Below are 18,692 nucleotides of genomic sequence, written 5' to 3' on the forward strand. Positions count from 1 at the left end.
CGGGCGATATCCATAAAAGAATATCCTCCCGGGCTTTTGTCCCTCCGTGAACACAGCGGCGCTGTGCGTTTTCTCTCGGACCTGGCCGGAGATGCTTTTCCGCGGAACCCTAGAAAACAAAATATATGTCACAATACATGACTTTAAAATTCGAACTGACTGTTATTTCATAAGAATTATGAGGCATCAGAAAATTATGTTAGTTAATATAACACAAATAAAACAGTTTGAGAAGCGTTCGGACAAAATTTACTCATTTTTCGCCAGCCTCATTGACAATCGCTTGATATGGTGTTACTTTAATTAACACAACCGCATAGCTTTGTTTACTAGGGTTCCGCTGGCTGCCAAAGATAGGATGTCAGGCTGGTCCGAGAGTAAACCGCTCTTCGCAGGAAGAGTGCCACGGAAGGATAAAAACCTGGGAGATATCATGGAGACGTCAAAGTCTCGTGATGTCTCCTTTTTGTTTACACGCATAAGCGAAAAGGAGCTGGTCAGGATGAGGAGCATTTGGAGTACGACCCTTAATGCCGGAGGGAAATGGTCGGGAGTCATCGGTAAAAGGAAGCTGCTGCGCTTTACGGCGCTCGAATCGGGCGCGAACGTTTCGATGATGATGTTTAACGCCAGGGAGCTGACGGAGCGCTACAATATGCCGGATACGCTGAAAGCGCAGCATACGGCGCATTTGACGAAAGGGAACGTGCTGATGAGCGATAACGGGCGGGCGCTGGCCAGCTTTGTCGAGGACAGCCTCGGATGGCACGATCCGCTGTGCGGATACACAAGTCGGGCGGCGACCGATGTCAAATACGGGGCGACGAACTACCAGGATCTGCGGAACGGTTGGCTTCGCAGCGGCCAGGAAAATTTCGCCGTGGAACTGGTGCGCAATGGTCTCGGCATGCGCGACATGATGCCTGTCGTCAATTTGTTCTCGAAAGTATACTGCGATGATTTGGGCGTGCTGCATTTCAGCGAGAATCACTGCCAGGCGGGTGCGACTGTGACACTGCGTACGGAAATGGACATTTTGCTTGTGCTGTCCAATACGCCGAACCCGCTTGATCCGCGAACCCCGTATCCGTCGGTTCCCGTAAAGTTTGAAGTTCAGGCCGCAGAGCCCGTGGATGTGCAGGATTACTGTGTGAATTACCGGCCGGAAAATCGCCGGGCTTTTGAAAATACTTGGGAATACCACGAGTTATCCGGTTTTTAATGAACATTATTTTCGAGGAGGAGTCCCTATGACGGTTTTTAATCGAGTGGAAAGTCCCCGCAAGGCCGAAGATGCCATATATGACGCGGTGGTGTTGGCCGGAGACGGATGGATGCATGATCTCGAGCCGGGCCAAGTGCTACGCATCGTCGATCTGGAAGGCAATCAGGCGGCGGATACGCTGTTTTATGACGCCGATCATCCGGAAGATCATTATAGTGCGGTGGCGACCATCGCCGGTCAAGGCAACATGTATTTGACCGCAGGTTCGGTGCTTCGAGCCGAGTCCGGCAAAAAACTGGTGACGATTGTCGCCGATACGTGCGGACGCCATGATACGGTGGGTGGTTCCTGCTCCGCTCAAAGCAATACCGTGCGGTATTCCCACGACAAACTATCGATGCACAACTGCCGGGACACGTTCATGCTGCAGCTTGGGAAGCGGGAAGGCGCTTATACGAAGCGGGACTTGGCTCCGAACGTGAACTTTTTCATGAACGTTCCGGTAACGCCGGACGGGGGGTTAAAGTTCGACGACGGCGTATCGTCGCCCGGCGCATATGTGGAGATGCAATCACACGGACGCACGACGGTGCTCATCAGCAACTGCCCGCAGCTCAACAATCCTTGCAACGCCTACAACCCGACGCCGATTCGGCTGCTCATATGGGAGGGGTGACGCATATGTTCAACAAAGTGCTGATCGCCAACAGGGGAGCCATTGCAGTGCGGATTGAACGCACTTTGCGCAGGCTGGGCATCGCTTCGGTTGCCGTGTATACGAGCGCCGACCAGGACAGCTTGCACGTCGACCACGCGGATGAAGCGGTGTTGATCGGCGAAGGTCCGGCCAAAGAAAGCTACTTGAACGCCGAGCTCATTCTCAGAACGGCGCTGGAAACAGGCGCTCAGGCGATACATCCCGGTTACGGCTTCCTCAGCGAAAACGCGGATTTCGCACGTGCATGCCGCGAGCGGGGCATCGTGTTCATCGGTCCGACGCCGGAACAGATGGAAATGTTCGGCCTCAAGCATTCCGCCAGGGAGATCGCCGAACGGGCAGGGGTTCCGATGCTGCCGGGAACGCCGCTCATCACCGGGCTCGAAGAAGCGCTGCGGGAGGCCGGGCGAATCGGCTACCCGGTTATTTTGAAAAGCACTGCCGGCGGCGGCGGGATCGGAATGCGCGTCTGCGCCGACGAGGCGGAGCTCCGCGCCGCTTATGACGGCGTGCGTCATCTTGCCGAGACGAATTTCCGGAACGGCGGCATGTTCCTGGAGAAATACATCGCCAGAGCGCGGCATGTCGAGGTGCAAATATTCGGCAACGGCTTCGGCGAAGTTGTCGCCCTTGGCGAGCGGGATTGCTCGATTCAACGCCGCAACCAGAAGGTGATCGAAGAAAGCCCGGCGCCGAACCTGTCCGGGGAAGTGCGTGAAGCGATGTTCGCCGCCGCACGGCGGCTGGCTGCGGAAGTCGGCTATCGCAGCGCGGGCACTGTGGAGTTTTTGTACGATCCCGAAACGTGCGAATTTTATTTCCTGGAAGTTAATACCAGGCTTCAGGTGGAGCACGGCGTCACGGAAGAAGTGCTCGGGATCGACCTGGTCGAGTGGATGGTCCGCGAAGCGGAGGGCGGGCTGCAGGATTTGCAGTCGCTGCTGCGGGAGCCGGTCGGCCACAGTATACAGGCCCGGATATATGCCGAGGACTGCCTGCAGCAGTTCCGTCCGAGCGCGGGGCAGTTGGACCGGGTGGTTATGTCGGACAGCGCGCGGAATGAGACCTGGGTGCGGGACGGCATTACCGTGACGACGCTGTACGACCCGATGCTGGCGAAAATTATCGTCCGCGGCGCCGACCGCGCTGATGCGATCCGCAAGCTGATCCGCGCGCTGGAAGAGACGCGGATGTACGGCATCACGACGAACCTGCAGTATTTGCAAGCGCTGCTGCAGGAGCGGGAAGTTGCGGAGGGCCATGTGCATACCCGGCTGCTGAACGGTTTTGAGCCGTCGGAGCATGCCCTTGAAGTGCTGGACGGCGGCATTCAATCTACGGTGCAGGACTACCCGGGACGCATCCGCCATTGGGACGTGGGCGTGCCGCCCTGCGGACCGATGGACCCGCTCTCCTTCCGCATCGGCAACAGGCTGCTCGGCAACGGGGACGACGCGCCCGGCGTGGAACTGACGCTGCGCGGCGGCGCCTACAAATTCCGCGGCGATATGCGGTTCTGCCTCACCGGGGCCGACATGCAGGCCGAGCTTGACGGGGCCGCGGTTTCTATGTACCGGCCTGTTTTTGCCGGCAGGGGGCAGGTGCTGCGCTTCGGCGAGGCCAAGGAGGGGATGCGGACTTACCTGCTCGTTGCGGGCGGGCTCGATATGCCGCACATTCTCGGCAGCTCCGCCACATTTACGCTGGGGGGCTTCGGCGGTCACGGCGGCCGCGCCCTGCGTCCCGGTGACGTGCTCGGGGTAAGCAAAAGCGGAAAGGGAGCGGACGGTGATGCAGCTAGCGATACTGCCGCCGTCACTCAGCCTGATTTTGTCTATCGCCCTGCCATGACACGGGAATGGACGATCGGCGTCATTCCGGGCCCGCACTGCACCGGAGAGTTCCTTAAGCCCGAGTATTTGCGGCAGCTGACCGAAATTAGCTATGAAGTGCATTTTAACAGTTCGAGAACGGGTGTCCGATTGATCGGCCCTGCTCCGCTCTGGACGCGGGAGGATGGCGGGGAAGCGGGGCTGCATCCGTCCAACATTCACGATAACGCCTATGCGATCGGCACGCTTGACCTGACGGGCGACATGCCGATCCTGCTCGGGCCGGACGGTCCGAGTCTGGGCGGATTCGTATGTCCGGTGACGACGGCGACGGCGGAACTGTGGAAAATCGGCCAGTTGCACCCGGGTGACAGCGTGCGCTTCCGCCTGCTGACGCTGGAGCAGGCGGAAGCGCTGCGGCAGCGGCAGGAAGAGCAACTGCAAGCCGTCGGCGGCGGGCAGGCCCCGCGTTATGGAAGCGATGCGCTGCCGCTGGCAGATGAAGCGCTGACCGCGGAGTACCCGAAGCTCATGGAGCTTGCGGCAAGCCGCAGGTTCCCGCTGACGATCCGCTGCTGCGGCGATCAAAACCTGCTCGTCGAATACGGCGCAATGGAACTGGATTTGCTGCTGCGTTTTCAGGTGCAGGCGCTTATGCAAGCCATTGCCGATAGCGATGCGATTCCCGTCTTGGATTTAACGCCGGGCATCCGTTCGCTGCAGGTTCATATCGATCCGTCGCAAATGACGGTTAAAGAGGCTTGCCGGCGGATCGCGGATATTGACGCCGCGCTTCCTCCGCTGGAATCGTTCCGGGTTCCTTCCCGGATCGTGCGCTTGCCGCTATCGTGGGACGATCCCGCGACGCAGCTCGCGATTCAGCGCTATCAGCAGGGCGTGCGGCCTGACGCACCGTGGTGTCCGAGCAATCTGGAATTTATCCGCCGCATCAACGGCCTGGACAGCATTGAAGACGTACGCGAGATCGTGTACAGCGCCAACTATCTCGTTCTCGGTCTGGGCGACGTGTATCTGGGGGCGCCGGTGGCGACACCGACCGACCCGCGCCACCGGCTCGTAACGACGAAATACAATCCCGCGCGCACATGGACGCCGGAAAATGCCGTCGGCATCGGCGGCGCATACATGTGCGTCTACGGGATGGAAGGGCCGGGGGGATACCAGTTCGTCGGCCGCACGATTCAAATGTGGAACAGGCTGCGGCCGACGGCGAGCTTCAAGCCCGGCAAGCCTTGGCTGCTGCGCTTTTTCGATCAGATCCAGTTTTATCCCGTGGAGGCGGATGAGCTGCTGCGGCTGCGGGAAGATTTTTTGCGCGGCCGGTATGAAGCGGACATTACGGAGACGACATTCGATCTCGGCGAGTACCTGCAGTTCCTCGACTCGATTGAAGAGAGTGCCGGGGCGTTCCGCCGGCGGCAGCAGGCTTCCTTCCAGGCCGAACGCGAAAACTGGAAAGCTCAAGGGCTGGCCGAGTACGTCGCGGAACAGGAGACGGCAAAACCGCCCGCGGAAGACGAGCTTCCCGAAGGAACGGTCGGTGTGCGCGGCATTATGCCCGGAAGCGTCTGGAAAGTGCTTGTCGCTCCAGGCGAGCGGGTGAAGAAGGGCGACAAGCTGGCCATTTTGGAAAGCATGAAAATGGAGTTCCCGCAGCACGCCCCTTGCGACGGTTGCGTATCGACGGTATTTGTGAATCCTGGAGATCAGGTTCACGCCGGACAACTGCTTGTCGGCATTGCCCAATAATAAGGAAGAGGTGCCACGCTTATGAAAAAGGTTGAACTTCCGCGCGAGCTGAGCATTTCGGCGCTGCGGAGCATGTATGAAAGCGGGACGGTTACTCCTGCGGAAGTTGTCGGGGAAATAATCCGGCGTGCCGATGAAGACGCCGATATGAATATATGGATCACTTCGCCGTCGATGGAGCGGATCCGGCCGTACCTGGACCGGTTGGCGTCCCTCGATCCGGCGGACGCGCCGCTCTGGGGCATCCCCTTCGCGATCAAGGACAACATCGACCTGGCCGGAGTGCCGACGACGGCGGGCTGCGCGGAGTACGCCTACACGCCGGAAGAACACGCCGCCGTGGTGGAACGGCTCATCGCCGCCGGGGCGATCCCCGTCGGCAAAACGAACCTCGACCAGTTCGCCACAGGCCTGGTCGGCACGCGCAGCCCTTACGGCGAAACGCACAACGCGCTTCGCCCCGAATGGATCAGCGGCGGCTCCAGCGCGGGTTCCGCCGTATCTGTGGCGCGCGGGCAAGCGGCGTTCGCCCTCGGCACCGACACCGCGGGCTCGGGCCGTGTGCCCGCGGCTTTGAACGGCCTGGTCGGCTACAAGCCAAGTCTTGGCGCGTGGCCGACCAAAGGCGTAGTGCCGGCGTGCGCGAGTCTCGACTGCGTCACGGTGTTCGCCCACAGCCTCGCGGATGCGCTGGCTGTGGATGCTGCGGCGCGGGGCGCCCACGAGGCGGACCCGTGGTCGCGCAGCCTGCCGCAGCCTGTGGCCCGCCGGCCTGCCAAGGTGTGCCTGCCGGCGGGGCCGCTCGCGTTCTACGGGCCGTACGCGGGCGAGTACGGCAGCGCCTGGGACGCGGCGGTCCGGCGGCTGGAAAGGCTGGACATCCACATCGAGTATGTGGATGCGGAGCTGTTCGCGCAGGCGGCGGCGATCCTCTACGAAGGCCCCTGGGTGGCCGAGCGATGGGCTGCCTTGGGCAGCTTCATCGAGGCCAACCCGGGCACGGCCTTCCCGGTGACGGAGCGCATCCTGCGCTCGGGAGCCGCCGCGGAGTACGACGCGGCCTCCGTGTTCAAAGCGCTGCACCGGCTCCAGCGGTTCAAGCTGGAAGCGAGGAAGCTGCTGCAGGACGCGGTGCTGGTCATGCCGACCTGCGGCGGGACGTGGACCCGCGAGCAGGTGCGCCAGGACCCGGTCGGGACGAACCGGGATATGGGTCGCTACACGAATCATTGCAATCTGCTCGATTTGTGCGCGGTTGCGCTCCCTGCGGGGGAAGCGGCGGAGCGGACGCCGTTCGGCGTCAGTTTGTTCGCCCTCGCGGAGAACGAAGGGCTGCTCGGCGGCGCGGCGGAATGGTTTGGCGCGCAACCGGCTGCGACGCCGGATACCTCCGCTTTTGCGCCTGCAGTTGCATCTGCATCCGCACCTGGACTTGCACCTGCATCTGCGCCTGCGGCGGAAACGACGGTCCGCGTTGCAGTCTGCGGCCTGCACATGCGCGGCTATCCGCTGGAGCGGCAGATGCTTAGCTGCGGCGCGACATTTCTCAGCGAGGCGCTGACCGCGGCGAAGTATCAACTGGTGAAGCTGCCGACGGTTCCGGCCAAGCCCGGTCTCATTAAGCGGCCGGAGGGCGGGGCGTCCATCCGGCTGGAGCTGTGGGCGATGCCGCTTGAGGCGTTCGGCGCTTTTGTCGCTTCGATCCCGGCACCGCTGGGCATCGGCCGGGTGGAGCTGCTCGACGGCACCGAGGTGCCGGGATTCGTATGCGAAGCTTACGCGGCTGCGGACGCGGAAGACATTACCGCCTCAGGCGGCTGGCGCAATGCAACCGCATAATACACCAGAAGCAGGAAAGCCCAAGCGGCTTCCTGCTCCTTGGTATTCTTGATCGCGCTCCCTGTTCCTCGGCGTGTTTGAACTTGCTCCATGCTCTTTGACGTGCATCAACGCGCCTTCCCGAACGTTTTCCCGCCGCGCCTCTTCTCGTTCCCTTTTCCCGGCTTGATCGACCGTCGTCATGCGGCGCAACACCGCGCGCTGGAAGTTGTACGCGCCGCGGCGTTCTATAATTCGACTGTTATTTTATCTGTCAGATCGTCATTGCTAATTGACACGGAGTCTAATCCGATCATCACTTTGACGGCGATTGTATATTTGCCGGGCGGAACCGGATGGTTTTGATTGTCGTTCAGATTCCATTCCTCGTTGAACGTAAGCTTCTCCGCATCCTTGAAACCCCTCACGATCAAAGCTTGGGTAAATGCTTTATTGATCGACCATTTGTAAACTTCTTCATTTTGATCGTTATAGACCCCAATATCATACTTTTGTCCCGAACCGTATGAAATTTGCAGGTCTTTCCCTGAAACGTTCTGCAAAGAAAAGTCCAGTTTTATTTTCCCGTTCTCTTGTTTCAATTCCAGCGAAGTTTTAAAAAGTCCGGATACGGGCTGGGGCTTCATTGTTTTCATTTCCGGAACGCCTTTCTCTAATTTTGGTCCGTTAACCGTTCCGCTTTCGATGGACGCAGCAGGTTCCCGGCGGTTTTCCAATGCTTGATTTTCTTTGATTACGATGACTGAACATCCGGCCAACAATGGAATTAGCATGATTCCCCACAAAATTTGCGGTTTTTTCATAGCGCTTCACCTCAATACGGTTAGACGGTGCGATATTGGAAAATGTTCCACCTGCAACTCGCCGAAAAAGCTTCCCGCAATTCTATCCCCTAAAATGACTTATTCACAATTTATACACATTATCAACATATCCCAAAAGCCTCTTGTGTATAAGTTCGGATAATCCTATGCACATATCCACAACTTCTCTTGTCCACAGCTATCAGTTTTGTGGATATTTATTTTGCAGAGCCGGATTTTTACCAATTAAAATGCCTGTTAAAAATTGTATTATCATATATGAAACTGTAAAATGAAAGTAGGCCTGTCCCGCTGATTTTGCCCATTTTTTCCATAAAGCTGGTCTTAGGTCGGGGATTCCTTCGGACCTTTGTCTAAGACAATACACAACCAAAGTGCGTTTTGGCGATCGTGATTCTCCTTTATGATGAAAACAAATAACAACGGGAAACGCATCCGGGAGCCGGGTGCAAGGAGTTGTTTTCGAGGAGGAGATGCTGGTGAAGGAATCGTTGGGATTGTATTTGCGAACATTAAGCTGGCTGCTTTCCATTCCTTTGGTGGGAATGATATATGTTTATCTGAATCATGCCGGCGGACCGGCGCACAATCTGGTTACCGACATGGACCGTCAGATCCCTTTTCTCAAAATATTTATTGTACCTTATTTAAGCTGGTACGCGTTCCTTTTCGTCACGTTTGTTTACCTTGCTGTCAAGCATAAGGAGCTTTATTTCCAAACGTTGGTGAAGTTTTTGCTTGGTTTGTTGATTTGTTACGGCGTGTATGCCGTGTATCAGACTTATGTGCCGCGCCCGGCGCTGACGGGGGATGGCTTTCTGGACAGGTTGGTGGGCTTTGTTTTCAGCACGGATGAACCGCTGAATTGTTTTCCCAGCACGCATGTGCTTACGGCTTATCTGATGATGAAAGCGTTTGTCGGTTCGGCGGTGATTCCGAAGCTTTACAAGGTTATTGTCACGGTGATTTCTGTTGTAATCATCATTTCGACTCAATTTGTGAAGCAGCATGTTTTGCTGGATATCGTTGGCGCCGTTTTGGTTGCGGAAGGTGTCATTTATGTGGTGAATCGTTGGTGCAAAGGTTGGCTCGGCAAATTTTTTGCCGGCAAATCTCCTGCTTTTCCTGTAGAAACGGCGGGATTAATGGGCACAATGGGAACAGAGAAGCTGGCAGCGGCTGCAAGAACCATACATTCTGTGGGTACAGCGGGTACTGCAAAAGCATTTGAAGGGGGTCCTAGGAAACGATGAAAACGCAGAGAGAGAAAATTTTGATTCTTACCGGCGCCCTGGGTGACGGACACAATAAAGCGGCTCAGGCGATTGTAGAGGCGGTTCGTCATTACCGCCCTGACGTAGAAGTGGAAGTGGTGGATTTTCTGGAATGGACGCATCCTTATTTGCACTCGGTCGGGAAGTACTGCTACATGCAATGGGTGAAAAGCCTTCCTTCGCTGTATGGCTATCTGTACCGCAAAACGAGAGATGACAATACGTTTTCCAACATGTTCAAACGGATGAAATCGTTCAGCACCGACCGCATGCTGGAGCTTCTTCGCGAAGTCAGGCCGACTGAGGTGGTCAGCACGTTTCCCGGCGCTGCCGCGGCGATGTCTTATTTGAAAGCGAACGGACTGACGGAGGTTCCTACGGTTACGGTCATCACGGATTATACGGCGCACAGCTACTGGATTCACCCTTGTACGGACCGCTATCTGGTAGGCGCCGGGCATGTGAAGCAAGCGCTTCTGCGCTACCGCATACCGGAGCAGCGAATTATTGTGACGGGAATTCCGATCCGGCTGCCTTTTATGCAGCAGTACGACCGGACCTCGCTGAGGGATCAGCACGGGTTGGACCGCGAGCTGCCTACGGTGCTGGTGATGGGCGGGGGGCACGGTTTGATCGGCAAGCAATTTTTGTCGGTGCTGCAATCGGAAGACCTCGTTTCCACGGTTCAATTTATTTTCGTATGCGGGCGCAATGAAAAGCTGAAGCAGCTGCTTGAAGCCGAGCTCGGGGGTGACAAAACCCGCCATCGGGTGCTGATCACAGGTTTTGTGGATCACGTGCACGAGCTTATGGCTTTATCCGATCTGATCGTTACGAAGCCGGGAGGCCTGACGGTATCGGAGGCGCTGGCGCTTGAGCTGCCGATGATGCTGTACAAACCGATTCCCGGGCAGGAGCAGGACAATGCGGCCTATCTTGTCGGCCTTGGCGCAGCGCTCGAAGCTAAAAATGCGGCGGATTTGAAAAGACAACTGCTGCAAGTAATCGACAACAGGGCGCTGCTTGCTTCCTTAAAGAAGAAGGTGAAGTCTTCTCATTCGAAGCATGGCGCGTTTCACACGCTGAATGCAATTTTGGAAACGCGGCACCATTACGTGCCGACACACGAGAGCCGGTCGGTTACATATGCTAATGCATGATCGCTTCGGCACGCGTACGGAATGAGCACAGACGGTTCGGTCGTTCTGCTTCACGACTGCGGCGAGACTTTCGGGGCGAATCCCGATGCGCCGGCCTATATGCTGCAAGCTTTGCAGAAGGTGCTGGAAGAGCTGTGGGCCCGGAATTACAAGTACGTACGCATCGACGAAATGAACCGTTCGGCGGCGGACATTCGCGTGGAGAAACAAATTTCCGTTTCATAAAAAGGCAGTGATAGCGATTCGACCCGGATGCGGCAGCGGGGAGGATCGTTTTTTATTTGTAAAATGGGTACTGCTCTGTTATACTAAATTTAAGTAAAAATATTAACTAAAACTAGGTTGTGATGAGATGGCTACAATAAGGGATATTGCCGAGCGTGCCAAAGTATCGTCGGCAACCGTTTCCCGCGTTCTGAACAACGATCCTTCTTTATCGGTCAGCGAAGAGACGCGGGAGCGGATTTTTCAAATCGCTGAGGATATCCACTATAAGCCGTCGCGCGTAAAACGGCTGAAAAAAGAAAACGATTTAGCGAGCAAGGAAATCGGCCTTCTTCTTTGGATATCGCCGGACGAAGAGAAGGAAGATCCGTACTTTTCCTCCGTCCGCCGCGGCATCGAAAAGCGTTGCGAGGAGCTTGGCGTCGCGATCGGCAAAGTGATCCGGGGCAACAATGCGGATCATCTCGCTTTGCAGGATCTGGACGGGCTGATCATTGTCGGATCCGTTGACGTGGAGGATATCGAGCGGATTTTTAGTAATAGGAAGGAAATTATTTTAGTAAATCATTCGCTCGACATTCGCAAGTACGATTCGGTCAAGCTTGATTTTCAGCAAGCCGTGGAAAACGTCCTGGATCACTTTTTTCAACTGGGCCACACATCCATCGGCTTTATCGGCGGGCACGAATATTTGTATAAGCTGGCTCCGAATAAAAAAGGCAGCCCCGTTGCCGATGCCAGGAGACATCATTTTGAACGGATCATGGAAGCGAAACAGCTGTTCAGGCCCGAGTTCGTGCAGATCGGCGACTGGTCGACGGCATCCGGATATGAAGCGATGCAGCACATTTTGCGGCAGCCGGATCGTCCGACAGCCTGCTTTATTGCCAACGATCCGATGGCGATCGGCGCGCTGAGAGCGCTGCACGAGCACGGAGTGAAAGTGCCCGGGGAGATGGCGATTGTCGGCTTTGACGATATCGAAGTATCCGCATACGTAAATCCGCCGCTTACTACCGTCAAGGTGTATCCGGAACAAATAGGCAAAACTGCCGTACAACTGCTTCTTGAACGGCTTGAGGGAAGGGAAGTGCCTATGCACGTTGTGATCGGCACAGGGCTTGTCGTGCGCGAAAGCTGCGGGGGCTAGGAGTTTGTCCGCACAATAGCAACACCTTCGGACAGGCTCCAAGCCGGCGGAGATCAATTGAGGGAGGTGATGACGCATTCATTGATGAGCGTTCGGGAATGGTAAGTCGAGGGAGCAATCGGGCAAGGGAACACCAAAAAAAGAACCCAAGCCGCAAGGCCATGGGTCAAAGAAAAAAACAACTATGCAAGTAATTGTAAAACAAAAAGAGAAGAGTTTCAAACGAAATCGACAAACTCGGAAACTTGAGACCTGGAGGATTCAACAGATGAAAAAAATGCTATCCGTACTTATAACTTCCGTCGCTGCCGTATCTCTGATCAGCGGTTGCGGCAATGGCAGCGGCGCGTCGAACGGCACTGCCACTAATGAAAACGCTTCAACGAAAACGGCGAAGGTAGAGCTGCAGTTTCTGCAATATAAACCGGAAGCGCGCGACACGTTCGACGCGCTGATCAAGAAGTTCGAAGAGCAAAATCCGGGCATTCATGTCGTCCAGGACAACCCGCCGGACGCTTCGACAGTGCTCAAAACGAAGGTCGCGGCAGGCGAAGTGCCCGACGTTATCGCCAACGGCGGCGACAACGTATACGCCACTCTCGCGCAATCCGGCGTTCTGGCCGATTTCACGAACGCGCCGGAGCTGGCTAACATCCAGCCGGCTTACGTGAAGATGCTCAGCGATATCGCGGGAACGGATAAAACGTATGCGATTCCTTACGGCGTTAACGCCAACGGCATCATTTACAACAAAAAATTGTTTAAAGACAACAATTTGTCGGTTCCGGCGACCTGGGACGAATTTGTGGCGCTGAACAAAAAAATTCAGGACATGGGCAAGCTGCCGTTCTACTTCACGTTCAAGGATGCGTGGACGACGCTACCGGCTTTCAACGCTTTTGGCGCGAGCACGCAGGAGGACCAATTTTTCAAAAAGCGCAAAGACAATCAGGCTACTTTCGCTGCCGGATATAAAGAAGCGGCGGACAAGTATTTGCAGTTTGTCTCGTTCGGACAAAAGGATACGTTCGGCGTAGGCTATAATGACGGCAACGTAGCTTTTGCGGGCGGACAGTCGTTCATGTACGCGCAGGGCGTCTGGGCGATCGCCGAGATCAAAAAAGCGAACCCGAATATCGAGGTCGGCGTATTCCCTTACCCGGTTACGAACGACCCGGCCAAAAACAAACTCGTATCCGGCGTCGACCAGCTGTTGACGATGTCCGCTACGACCAAGCATGCCGCGGAAGCGAAGAAATTCATCGACTTCCTGCTTGATGCGGACAATGCGAAAGTGTATGTGAAAGGCGTGAATACGTTCTCGGCGATCAAAGGAATTTCCCAGGACGACGCTTCGGTCGCGGATCTGAAAACCGTGTTCGATAAAGGTCTTGTCGCGGACTTCCCGGACCACTACGTGCCGAGCAGCATGAAGCTCGACCAGCTTCTTCAGGAATTCGTATCCAAAAAAGATTCAGGCGCTCTGCTGAAATCGATGGACGACGAGTGGAACAAGGCGCAGGCCAGATAATTTAAAATGACCGAACATGCGGGGATGAAACAGAAGGCGGATCGCTTTCGAATGTTTCATTCCCTCATTTCGTAAAGGAGTTCCGAGATGCGTAAGAACATGAGCGCGTTTTACATGATGGTTATTCCTGCCGTGATTCTGTTTTTTGCGTTTCATACGTTTCCGGTTATTATGGGCATTTTCTACAGCTTTACCAACTGGAACGGATTAGCCAAAACGTATCATTTTGTAGGGTTAAAAAACTACTTGAATGTGTTTCAGGACAAAAATGTGTACCAGGCGTACTGGTTTACGATTAAATTCGCCGTGCTCACCACGATTGTCGTCAATATCGTCAGTTTGCTTGTCGCGATAGGCCTTAATTCGAGAATCAAGCTGAAAAATACGTTCCGTGCCATTTATTTTCTCCCGAACATTCTCAGCATGCTGATTGTCGGATTTATTTTCAACTATTTGTTCTCCCACCTGCTGCCCGATTTGTTCGCGAATCTTCATATGGATAGTTTGGCCTTTAATATTTTGGGCAGAAAAGAATGGGCCTGGCTTGGGGTCGTCATCGTGACCGTCTGGCAAGCGACAGCCTTTAACATCATTTTATATTTGTCCGGCCTGCAGACGATACCCGCCGATTTGTACGAGGCTTCAAGCCTGGACGGCGCGGGCAAATGGAAAGAATTCTGGCACATCACCTTCCCGATGATTGCGCCGTTTTTCACGATCAACATGGTGCTGGCGATGAAAAATTTTCTCATGGCATTCGACCAGATTGTCGCGCTTACCGGGGGAGGACCGGCTAAAGCGACGATGTCTATCTCTTACCTGATTTTTACGGACGGGTTCCAGGGAGGCTCTTTCGCTTATCAATCCGCCAACTCCGTCATTTATTTCATCATTATTGTGTTTGTATCCGTCATGCAGCTTAAATTTTTGCAGCGAAGGGAGACGAGCTTGTAATGAAATTCGAGCGTACGAACTGGATCACGACTCTCTTCATTGCCGCGGGTTCGCTTATCGTGCTGTTTCCGCTTTATATGGCCGTGATGATCGCCGTGAAAAACCCGCAGCAAATCGCCGCGTCCGTGCTGGCCTGGCCGTCCGAATGGCACTGGAGCAACTTCTCGGAAGCGATCCGCATGACGAATTTTTTCCACGCTTTTCAAAACAGCCTGGTCGTGACCGTATGCGCAGTCGTATTCACGCTGCTGACGAATTCCATGGTCGCTTACGCGGTGGCGAGAAATATGGATAAAAAGTTTTTCAAAGGCTTGTACTATTATTTTGTGAGCGCCTTGTTCGTTCCATTTCCGATCATTATGCTGCCGATTGTCAAAGAAACCGCAAAGCTGGGGATGAACAATCACGCGGGGCTGATCATACTTTACGTCGTTTACGGCATAGCTTTTAATATGTTCGTCTACGTCGGCTATTTGAAAAGCATTCCCGGGGAGCTGGAAGAGGCGGCTACGATGGATGGCGCGACGGTATGGGGCACGTTCTGGAAAATTATTTTCCCGCTGCTTTCACCTATCAACGCGACCGTCGGCATTCTGACCTGCATCTGGGCCTGGAACGACTTTTTGCTGCCGCTCATAATTTTGAGCAAGCCGACGATGGCTACGCTGCCGCTGGCGCAATACGTGTTCCAGTCGAAATTCGGAGTCAACTACAATTACGCTTTTGCGTCGTATCTGATGGCGCTGCTGCCGCTTGTCCTGATTTATTTGTTCGCCCAGCGCTGGGTCATCAGCGGCGTGCTGCGGGGCGCAGTGAAATAACCAAGTTGAGAGGAAGACCATCATGGCCATTTACTATAACGACACAGAGGGCTTGTTTCATTTGCAGTCCAAGGATATGAGCTACATCATTCAACTGGTGCAAGGGTACCCGGCTCATGCCTACTGGGGCAAAAGGCTGCGGCACGACGGCAACTTGTCGCGCATCCTGACGTTCACGGAGCGTTCTTCGTTTTGCCCGAATCCGGTTGCGGAGGATAAGCGCATTTCCCTTGATACGATGCCGCAGGAGTATCCGCAGTACGGCACGAGCGATTTTCGCGAACCGGCCTACCAGGTGCAACTGGAAGACGGCACCCGGATTACGGAGCTGACGTACCGGGGGCACAGGATTTTTGACGGGAAGCCCGCTTTGGAGGGACTGCCCGCTGTGTATGCGGAGTCCGGCGGCGAAGCGCAGACGCTGGAGCTGGAACTGGTGGACGCGTATGCGAACATCACGGTATACGTGGCGTATACCGTGTTCGCGGATTTCGCGGCCATTGCCCGTTCGGTGCGTTTCGTGAACAACGGAAACGCACCTGTCCGGTTGTGGCGCGTGCTCAGCGCCAGCGTGGATTTTCACGACGCCGATTACGAGGCGCTGTATTTATCCGGCGCATGGGTGCGCGAGCGCCATGTGCAAAGGCGGCCGCTCGCGCCCGGCGCCACGCGGATCGAAAGCCGCAGAGGCTCGAGCAGCCATCAGCACAATCCGTTCATGGCGCTGCTGCGGCCGCATGCGGACGAGGATCATGGGGATGTATACGGGTTTAGTCTCGTATACAGCGGCAACTTTATGGCGGAGGCGGAAGTCGATCAGTTCCATACGACGCGGGTTTCCATCGGCATCAATCCGTTCGATTTCGGCTGGCTGCTTGAACCGGGCGCGAGCTTCCAGACCCCGGAAGCGGTCATGGTGTATTCCGCGGAAGGGCTGGGGGGCATGTCCAGGACGTATCACCGCCTCTACCGCACGCGATTGTCACGGGGAGTTCACCGCGATAAGGTTCGGCCGATTCTCGTCAACAACTGGGAAGCGACGTATTTTAACTTTAACGCGGACAAAATCGAACAGATCGCCGCGGCCGCAGCCGAGCTCGGCATCGAATTGTTCGTGCTCGACGACGGTTGGTTCGGTAAAAGGGACGACGATACGAACTCGTTGGGCGATTGGATCGTCGATAAGAACAAGCTGCCCGGCGGGCTGGAGGATTTGGCGCAGCGGGTAGGTAGGCTCGGGCTGCAGTTCGGCCTTTGGGTCGAACCGGAGATGGTTTCGCCTGACAGCGAGCTGTACCGCAGCCATCCGGACTGGTGCCTGCATGCGCCGGGGCGCAGGCGCACGGAAGCGAGAAGCCAGCTGATTCTCGATTATTCGCGGGCTGATGTCAGGGACTACATCGTGGAGTCGCTTGGCGCGATCTTTGCTTCCGTGCCGGTTGCGTATGTCAAATGGGACATGAACCGCAACATGACCGAGATCGGCTCCGCTGCAAGCCCGGCGGAACGCCAGACGGAAACCGCGCACCGCTATATGCTCGGTTTGTACGAGGTGATGGAACGGCTGACTTCGGCGTTCCCTCATATTTTGTTCGAAAGCTGCTCCGGCGGCGGCGGCCGCTTCGATCCCGGCATGCTGTACTATATGCCGCAGACGTGGACCAGCGACGACACCGACGCGATGGAGCGGTTGAAAATCCAATACGGCACGAGCATCGTGTATCCGGTCAGTTCTATGGGCGCGCACGTGTCCGCCGTGCCGAACCATCAGGTCGGGCGCGTGACGCCGCTCGCGACCCGCGGGCATGTGGCGATGTCCGGCAACTTCGGCTACGAGCTGGACTTGACGCAGATGTCCGCGGAGGAGAAGCGGACCGTCAAGGAGCAGGTCGCCATGTACAAGGACATCCGCGCTCTCGTGCAGACGGGCGACATGTACCGTCTGCAAAGCCCGTTCCAGGGCAACGTAACGGCCTGGATGTTCGTTTCCGCCGACCGGAAGGAGGCGCTGGTGTTCCGCTTTCAGGTGCTGGCGGAGCCGAATGCGCCGCTGCGCCGCCTCGTCCTGAAAGGGCTGGACCCGCAGGCCGATTACGCGGTGGAGGGCATGGACGGCCGATTCGGCGGAGACCGGCTGATGCAAATCGGCCTGCCGATCCCGGCGCCGCATGAGGACTACTCCAGCCTGTGGTACAGGCTGAAGGCCTAGCGCGGCTTTAAATAACCGGCCCCCCCGGATACTTCCGGGGGGCCGGTTATTTTTCGAGTGCTCGCGGCGCGGGCGTGGGCGAACGCGTTCCGCCGCCGCGCCCGCGCTTGCCGCCCGCCGGCCTCGCCGCCACCGTGCGCCCTACCGTGCTCGCCCCCACCGCGCCCCAGCCCTACTGTGCTCATCCCCGCCGCGCCCAAAGGCGCTTCGAGCAGAGCACCGTTCGGCAGACAGCTCCGCAGCGGTATAAGCACCGCTCGTGCCCCCACCGATGAGCGATGCTCTCCAGCGGCAATTGATCCTCCTGAAAAGCTCACCGGCGGAGAAAACCTGCAAAAGTACATCTTTTTGCACCTTATTGCGCTTGCCTCGAACAATTCCTGCAAATGTGCAGTTTTTTTCGCTAAATTCGGGTTTCTGAGCGATCGGAGGCAAAAATTCCTGCACTATCGCAGGTTTTTACTCCAAACGAGCCGTTTCCATCGAAAAAGCCTGCACTTTTGCAGGCTTTGTGGATCGGCAATCTACTCCGCAACCGGCCGTACCGTCTCGGTCCGGCAAAAGAGTAGAATCGCCCTGCGAGTAACAAACCTCATTCAACAACTGTGGCTAAAGAAAGGAAAAATTTACAAGTCAGCCCCCGTTTGTGCCGATTTTGTTCTTAAGACGAGGGGGCAGTGCGAAAACGATTGGGTGGGCGCAAAAATTGTGCTGTTGCGGTTCAAACTCCGCAACCGGCTGCACCATTTCAGTCCGGCAAAAGAGTAGAATCGTCCTGCGAGTAACAAACCTCATCCAACAACTGTGGCTAAAGAAAGGAAAAATTTACAAGTCAGACCCCGTTTGAGCGGATTTTGTTCTTAAGACGAGGGGGCAGTGCGAAAGCGATTGGGTAGGCGCAAAAATTGTGCTACTGAGGTTCGAACTCCACAACCGGCTGTACCGTCTCGGTCCGGCAAAAGAGTAGAATCGCCCTGCGAGTAACAAACCCCATCCAACAACTGTGGCTAAAGAAAGGAAAAATTTACAAGTCAGACCCCGTTTGAGCGGATTTTGTTCTTAAGACGAGGGGGCAGTGCGAAAACGATTGGGTAGGCGCAAAAATTGTGCTACTGAGGTTCGAGCAGTGAGTCGTTCGGCAGACGGGGTCCGCAGCGGTA

14 protein-coding genes and 2 riboswitches are annotated in these 18,692 nt (G+C 55.9%); of the genes, 12 read left to right on the forward strand and 2 right to left on the reverse strand.

The window, feature by feature from the left end:
• Positions 1-23: 23 nt before the first annotated feature.
• Positions 24-124, reverse strand: a riboswitch (guanidine-I (ykkC/yxkD leader).
• Between the two features lie 194 nt (positions 125-318).
• Positions 319-430: riboswitch (guanidine-I (ykkC/yxkD leader) on the forward strand.
• Positions 431-502: 72 nt separating this feature from the next.
• The 4 genes from AC3G2T_RS15820 to atzF are packed head-to-tail and all read left to right on the forward strand — an operon-like array spanning position 503 to position 7,384.
• Positions 503-1,222, forward strand: a complete 720-nt coding sequence (locus tag AC3G2T_RS15820; protein WP_488436095.1) for an urea amidolyase associated protein UAAP1 — start codon at positions 503-505, stop codon at positions 1,220-1,222.
• Positions 1,223-1,250: 28 nt separating this feature from the next.
• The gene (locus AC3G2T_RS15825; protein WP_488436096.1) at positions 1,251-1,901 is read left to right on the forward strand and encodes an urea amidolyase associated protein UAAP2; all 651 of its coding nucleotides are present in this window, start codon (positions 1,251-1,253) and stop codon (positions 1,899-1,901) included.
• Positions 1,902-1,906: 5 nt separating this feature from the next.
• Positions 1,907-5,545: an urea carboxylase gene (gene uca, locus AC3G2T_RS15830; protein WP_488436097.1), complete on the forward strand. Its 3,639-nt coding sequence runs from the start codon at positions 1,907-1,909 to the stop codon at positions 5,543-5,545.
• A gap of 21 nt (positions 5,546-5,566) precedes the next feature.
• Complete coding sequence (atzF, locus tag AC3G2T_RS15835; RefSeq protein ID WP_488436098.1) at positions 5,567-7,384, forward strand: allophanate hydrolase; 1,818 nt, start codon at positions 5,567-5,569, stop codon at positions 7,382-7,384.
• A 227-nt stretch (positions 7,385-7,611) separates the two neighbouring features.
• Here atzF and AC3G2T_RS15840 read toward each other — a convergent pair whose 3' ends face one another.
• Positions 7,612-8,187 (reverse strand): BsuPI-related putative proteinase inhibitor, encoded by a 576-nt coding sequence (locus tag AC3G2T_RS15840; RefSeq protein ID WP_488436099.1) that lies wholly within the window; start codon positions 8,185-8,187, stop codon positions 7,612-7,614.
• 500 nt (positions 8,188-8,687) lie between these two features.
• On the opposite strand from AC3G2T_RS15840, the gene AC3G2T_RS15845 reads away from it, so the two are divergent.
• The 8 genes from AC3G2T_RS15845 (at position 8,688) to AC3G2T_RS15880 (ending at position 17,532) form a co-directional block, all read left to right on the forward strand.
• Positions 8,688-9,461, forward strand: coding sequence for a phosphatase PAP2 family protein (locus AC3G2T_RS15845; RefSeq protein ID WP_488436100.1), 774 nt, complete (start codon positions 8,688-8,690; stop codon positions 9,459-9,461).
• On the forward strand, positions 9,458-10,642 hold the full coding sequence (locus tag AC3G2T_RS15850; protein WP_474684213.1) for an MGDG synthase family glycosyltransferase: 1,185 nt from the start codon (positions 9,458-9,460) through the stop codon (positions 10,640-10,642). The genes AC3G2T_RS15845 and AC3G2T_RS15850 overlap by 4 nt, the downstream gene beginning before the upstream one ends.
• A gap of 21 nt (positions 10,643-10,663) precedes the next feature.
• Positions 10,664-10,867 carry a polysaccharide deacetylase family protein gene (locus AC3G2T_RS15855; protein ID WP_474684214.1) on the forward strand — a complete coding sequence of 68 codons (204 nt, stop codon included), beginning with the start codon at positions 10,664-10,666 and terminating at the stop codon, positions 10,865-10,867.
• Between the two features lie 127 nt (positions 10,868-10,994).
• Positions 10,995-12,017, forward strand: a complete 1,023-nt coding sequence (locus AC3G2T_RS15860; RefSeq protein WP_488436101.1) for a LacI family DNA-binding transcriptional regulator — start codon at positions 10,995-10,997, stop codon at positions 12,015-12,017.
• Between the two features lie 268 nt (positions 12,018-12,285).
• Complete coding sequence (locus AC3G2T_RS15865) at positions 12,286-13,548, forward strand: ABC transporter substrate-binding protein (RefSeq protein ID WP_488436102.1); 1,263 nt, start codon at positions 12,286-12,288, stop codon at positions 13,546-13,548.
• 87 nt (positions 13,549-13,635) lie between these two features.
• Entirely contained in the window at positions 13,636-14,502 is an 867-nt protein-coding gene (locus tag AC3G2T_RS15870; RefSeq protein WP_474684217.1) for a carbohydrate ABC transporter permease, read from the forward strand.
• Positions 14,502-15,323, forward strand: coding sequence for a carbohydrate ABC transporter permease (locus tag AC3G2T_RS15875; protein WP_488436103.1), 822 nt, complete (start codon positions 14,502-14,504; stop codon positions 15,321-15,323). Before AC3G2T_RS15870 ends, AC3G2T_RS15875 begins: the two co-directional genes overlap by 1 nt.
• Before the next feature lie 22 nt (positions 15,324-15,345).
• Positions 15,346-17,532: an alpha-galactosidase gene (locus AC3G2T_RS15880; RefSeq protein ID WP_488436104.1), complete on the forward strand. Its 2,187-nt coding sequence runs from the start codon at positions 15,346-15,348 to the stop codon at positions 17,530-17,532.
• Here the strand turns inward: AC3G2T_RS15880 and AC3G2T_RS15885 are convergent.
• The gene (locus AC3G2T_RS15885) at positions 17,529-17,801 is read right to left on the reverse strand and encodes a hypothetical protein (protein ID WP_488436105.1); all 273 of its coding nucleotides are present in this window, start codon (positions 17,799-17,801) and stop codon (positions 17,529-17,531) included. The genes AC3G2T_RS15880 and AC3G2T_RS15885 overlap by 4 nt on opposite strands.
• Positions 17,802-18,692: the final 891 nt, after the last annotated feature.

It is taken from the genome of Paenibacillus sp. sgz302191 (assembly GCF_057749925.1).

Coding starts and splice junctions, on each gene's coding strand:
- AC3G2T_RS15825 (WP_488436096.1), top strand. CDS start 1,251: ATGACGGTTTTTAATCGAGTGGAAAGTCCCCGCAAGGCCGAAGATGCC.
- uca (WP_488436097.1), top strand. CDS start 1,907: ATGTTCAACAAAGTGCTGATCGCCAACAGGGGAGCCATTGCAGTGCGG.
- atzF (WP_488436098.1), top strand. CDS start 5,567: ATGAAAAAGGTTGAACTTCCGCGCGAGCTGAGCATTTCGGCGCTGCGG.
- AC3G2T_RS15870 (WP_474684217.1), top strand. CDS start 13,636: ATGCGTAAGAACATGAGCGCGTTTTACATGATGGTTATTCCTGCCGTG.
- AC3G2T_RS15860 (WP_488436101.1), top strand. CDS start 10,995: ATGGCTACAATAAGGGATATTGCCGAGCGTGCCAAAGTATCGTCGGCA.
- AC3G2T_RS15850 (WP_474684213.1), top strand. CDS start 9,458: ATGAAAACGCAGAGAGAGAAAATTTTGATTCTTACCGGCGCCCTGGGT.
- AC3G2T_RS15865 (WP_488436102.1), top strand. CDS start 12,286: ATGAAAAAAATGCTATCCGTACTTATAACTTCCGTCGCTGCCGTATCT.
- AC3G2T_RS15855 (WP_474684214.1), top strand. CDS start 10,664: ATGAGCACAGACGGTTCGGTCGTTCTGCTTCACGACTGCGGCGAGACT.
- AC3G2T_RS15820 (WP_488436095.1), top strand. CDS start 503: ATGAGGAGCATTTGGAGTACGACCCTTAATGCCGGAGGGAAATGGTCG.
- AC3G2T_RS15875 (WP_488436103.1), top strand. CDS start 14,502: ATGAAATTCGAGCGTACGAACTGGATCACGACTCTCTTCATTGCCGCG.
- AC3G2T_RS15880 (WP_488436104.1), top strand. CDS start 15,346: ATGGCCATTTACTATAACGACACAGAGGGCTTGTTTCATTTGCAGTCC.
- AC3G2T_RS15840 (WP_488436099.1), bottom strand. CDS start 8,187: ATGAAAAAACCGCAAATTTTGTGGGGAATCATGCTAATTCCATTGTTG.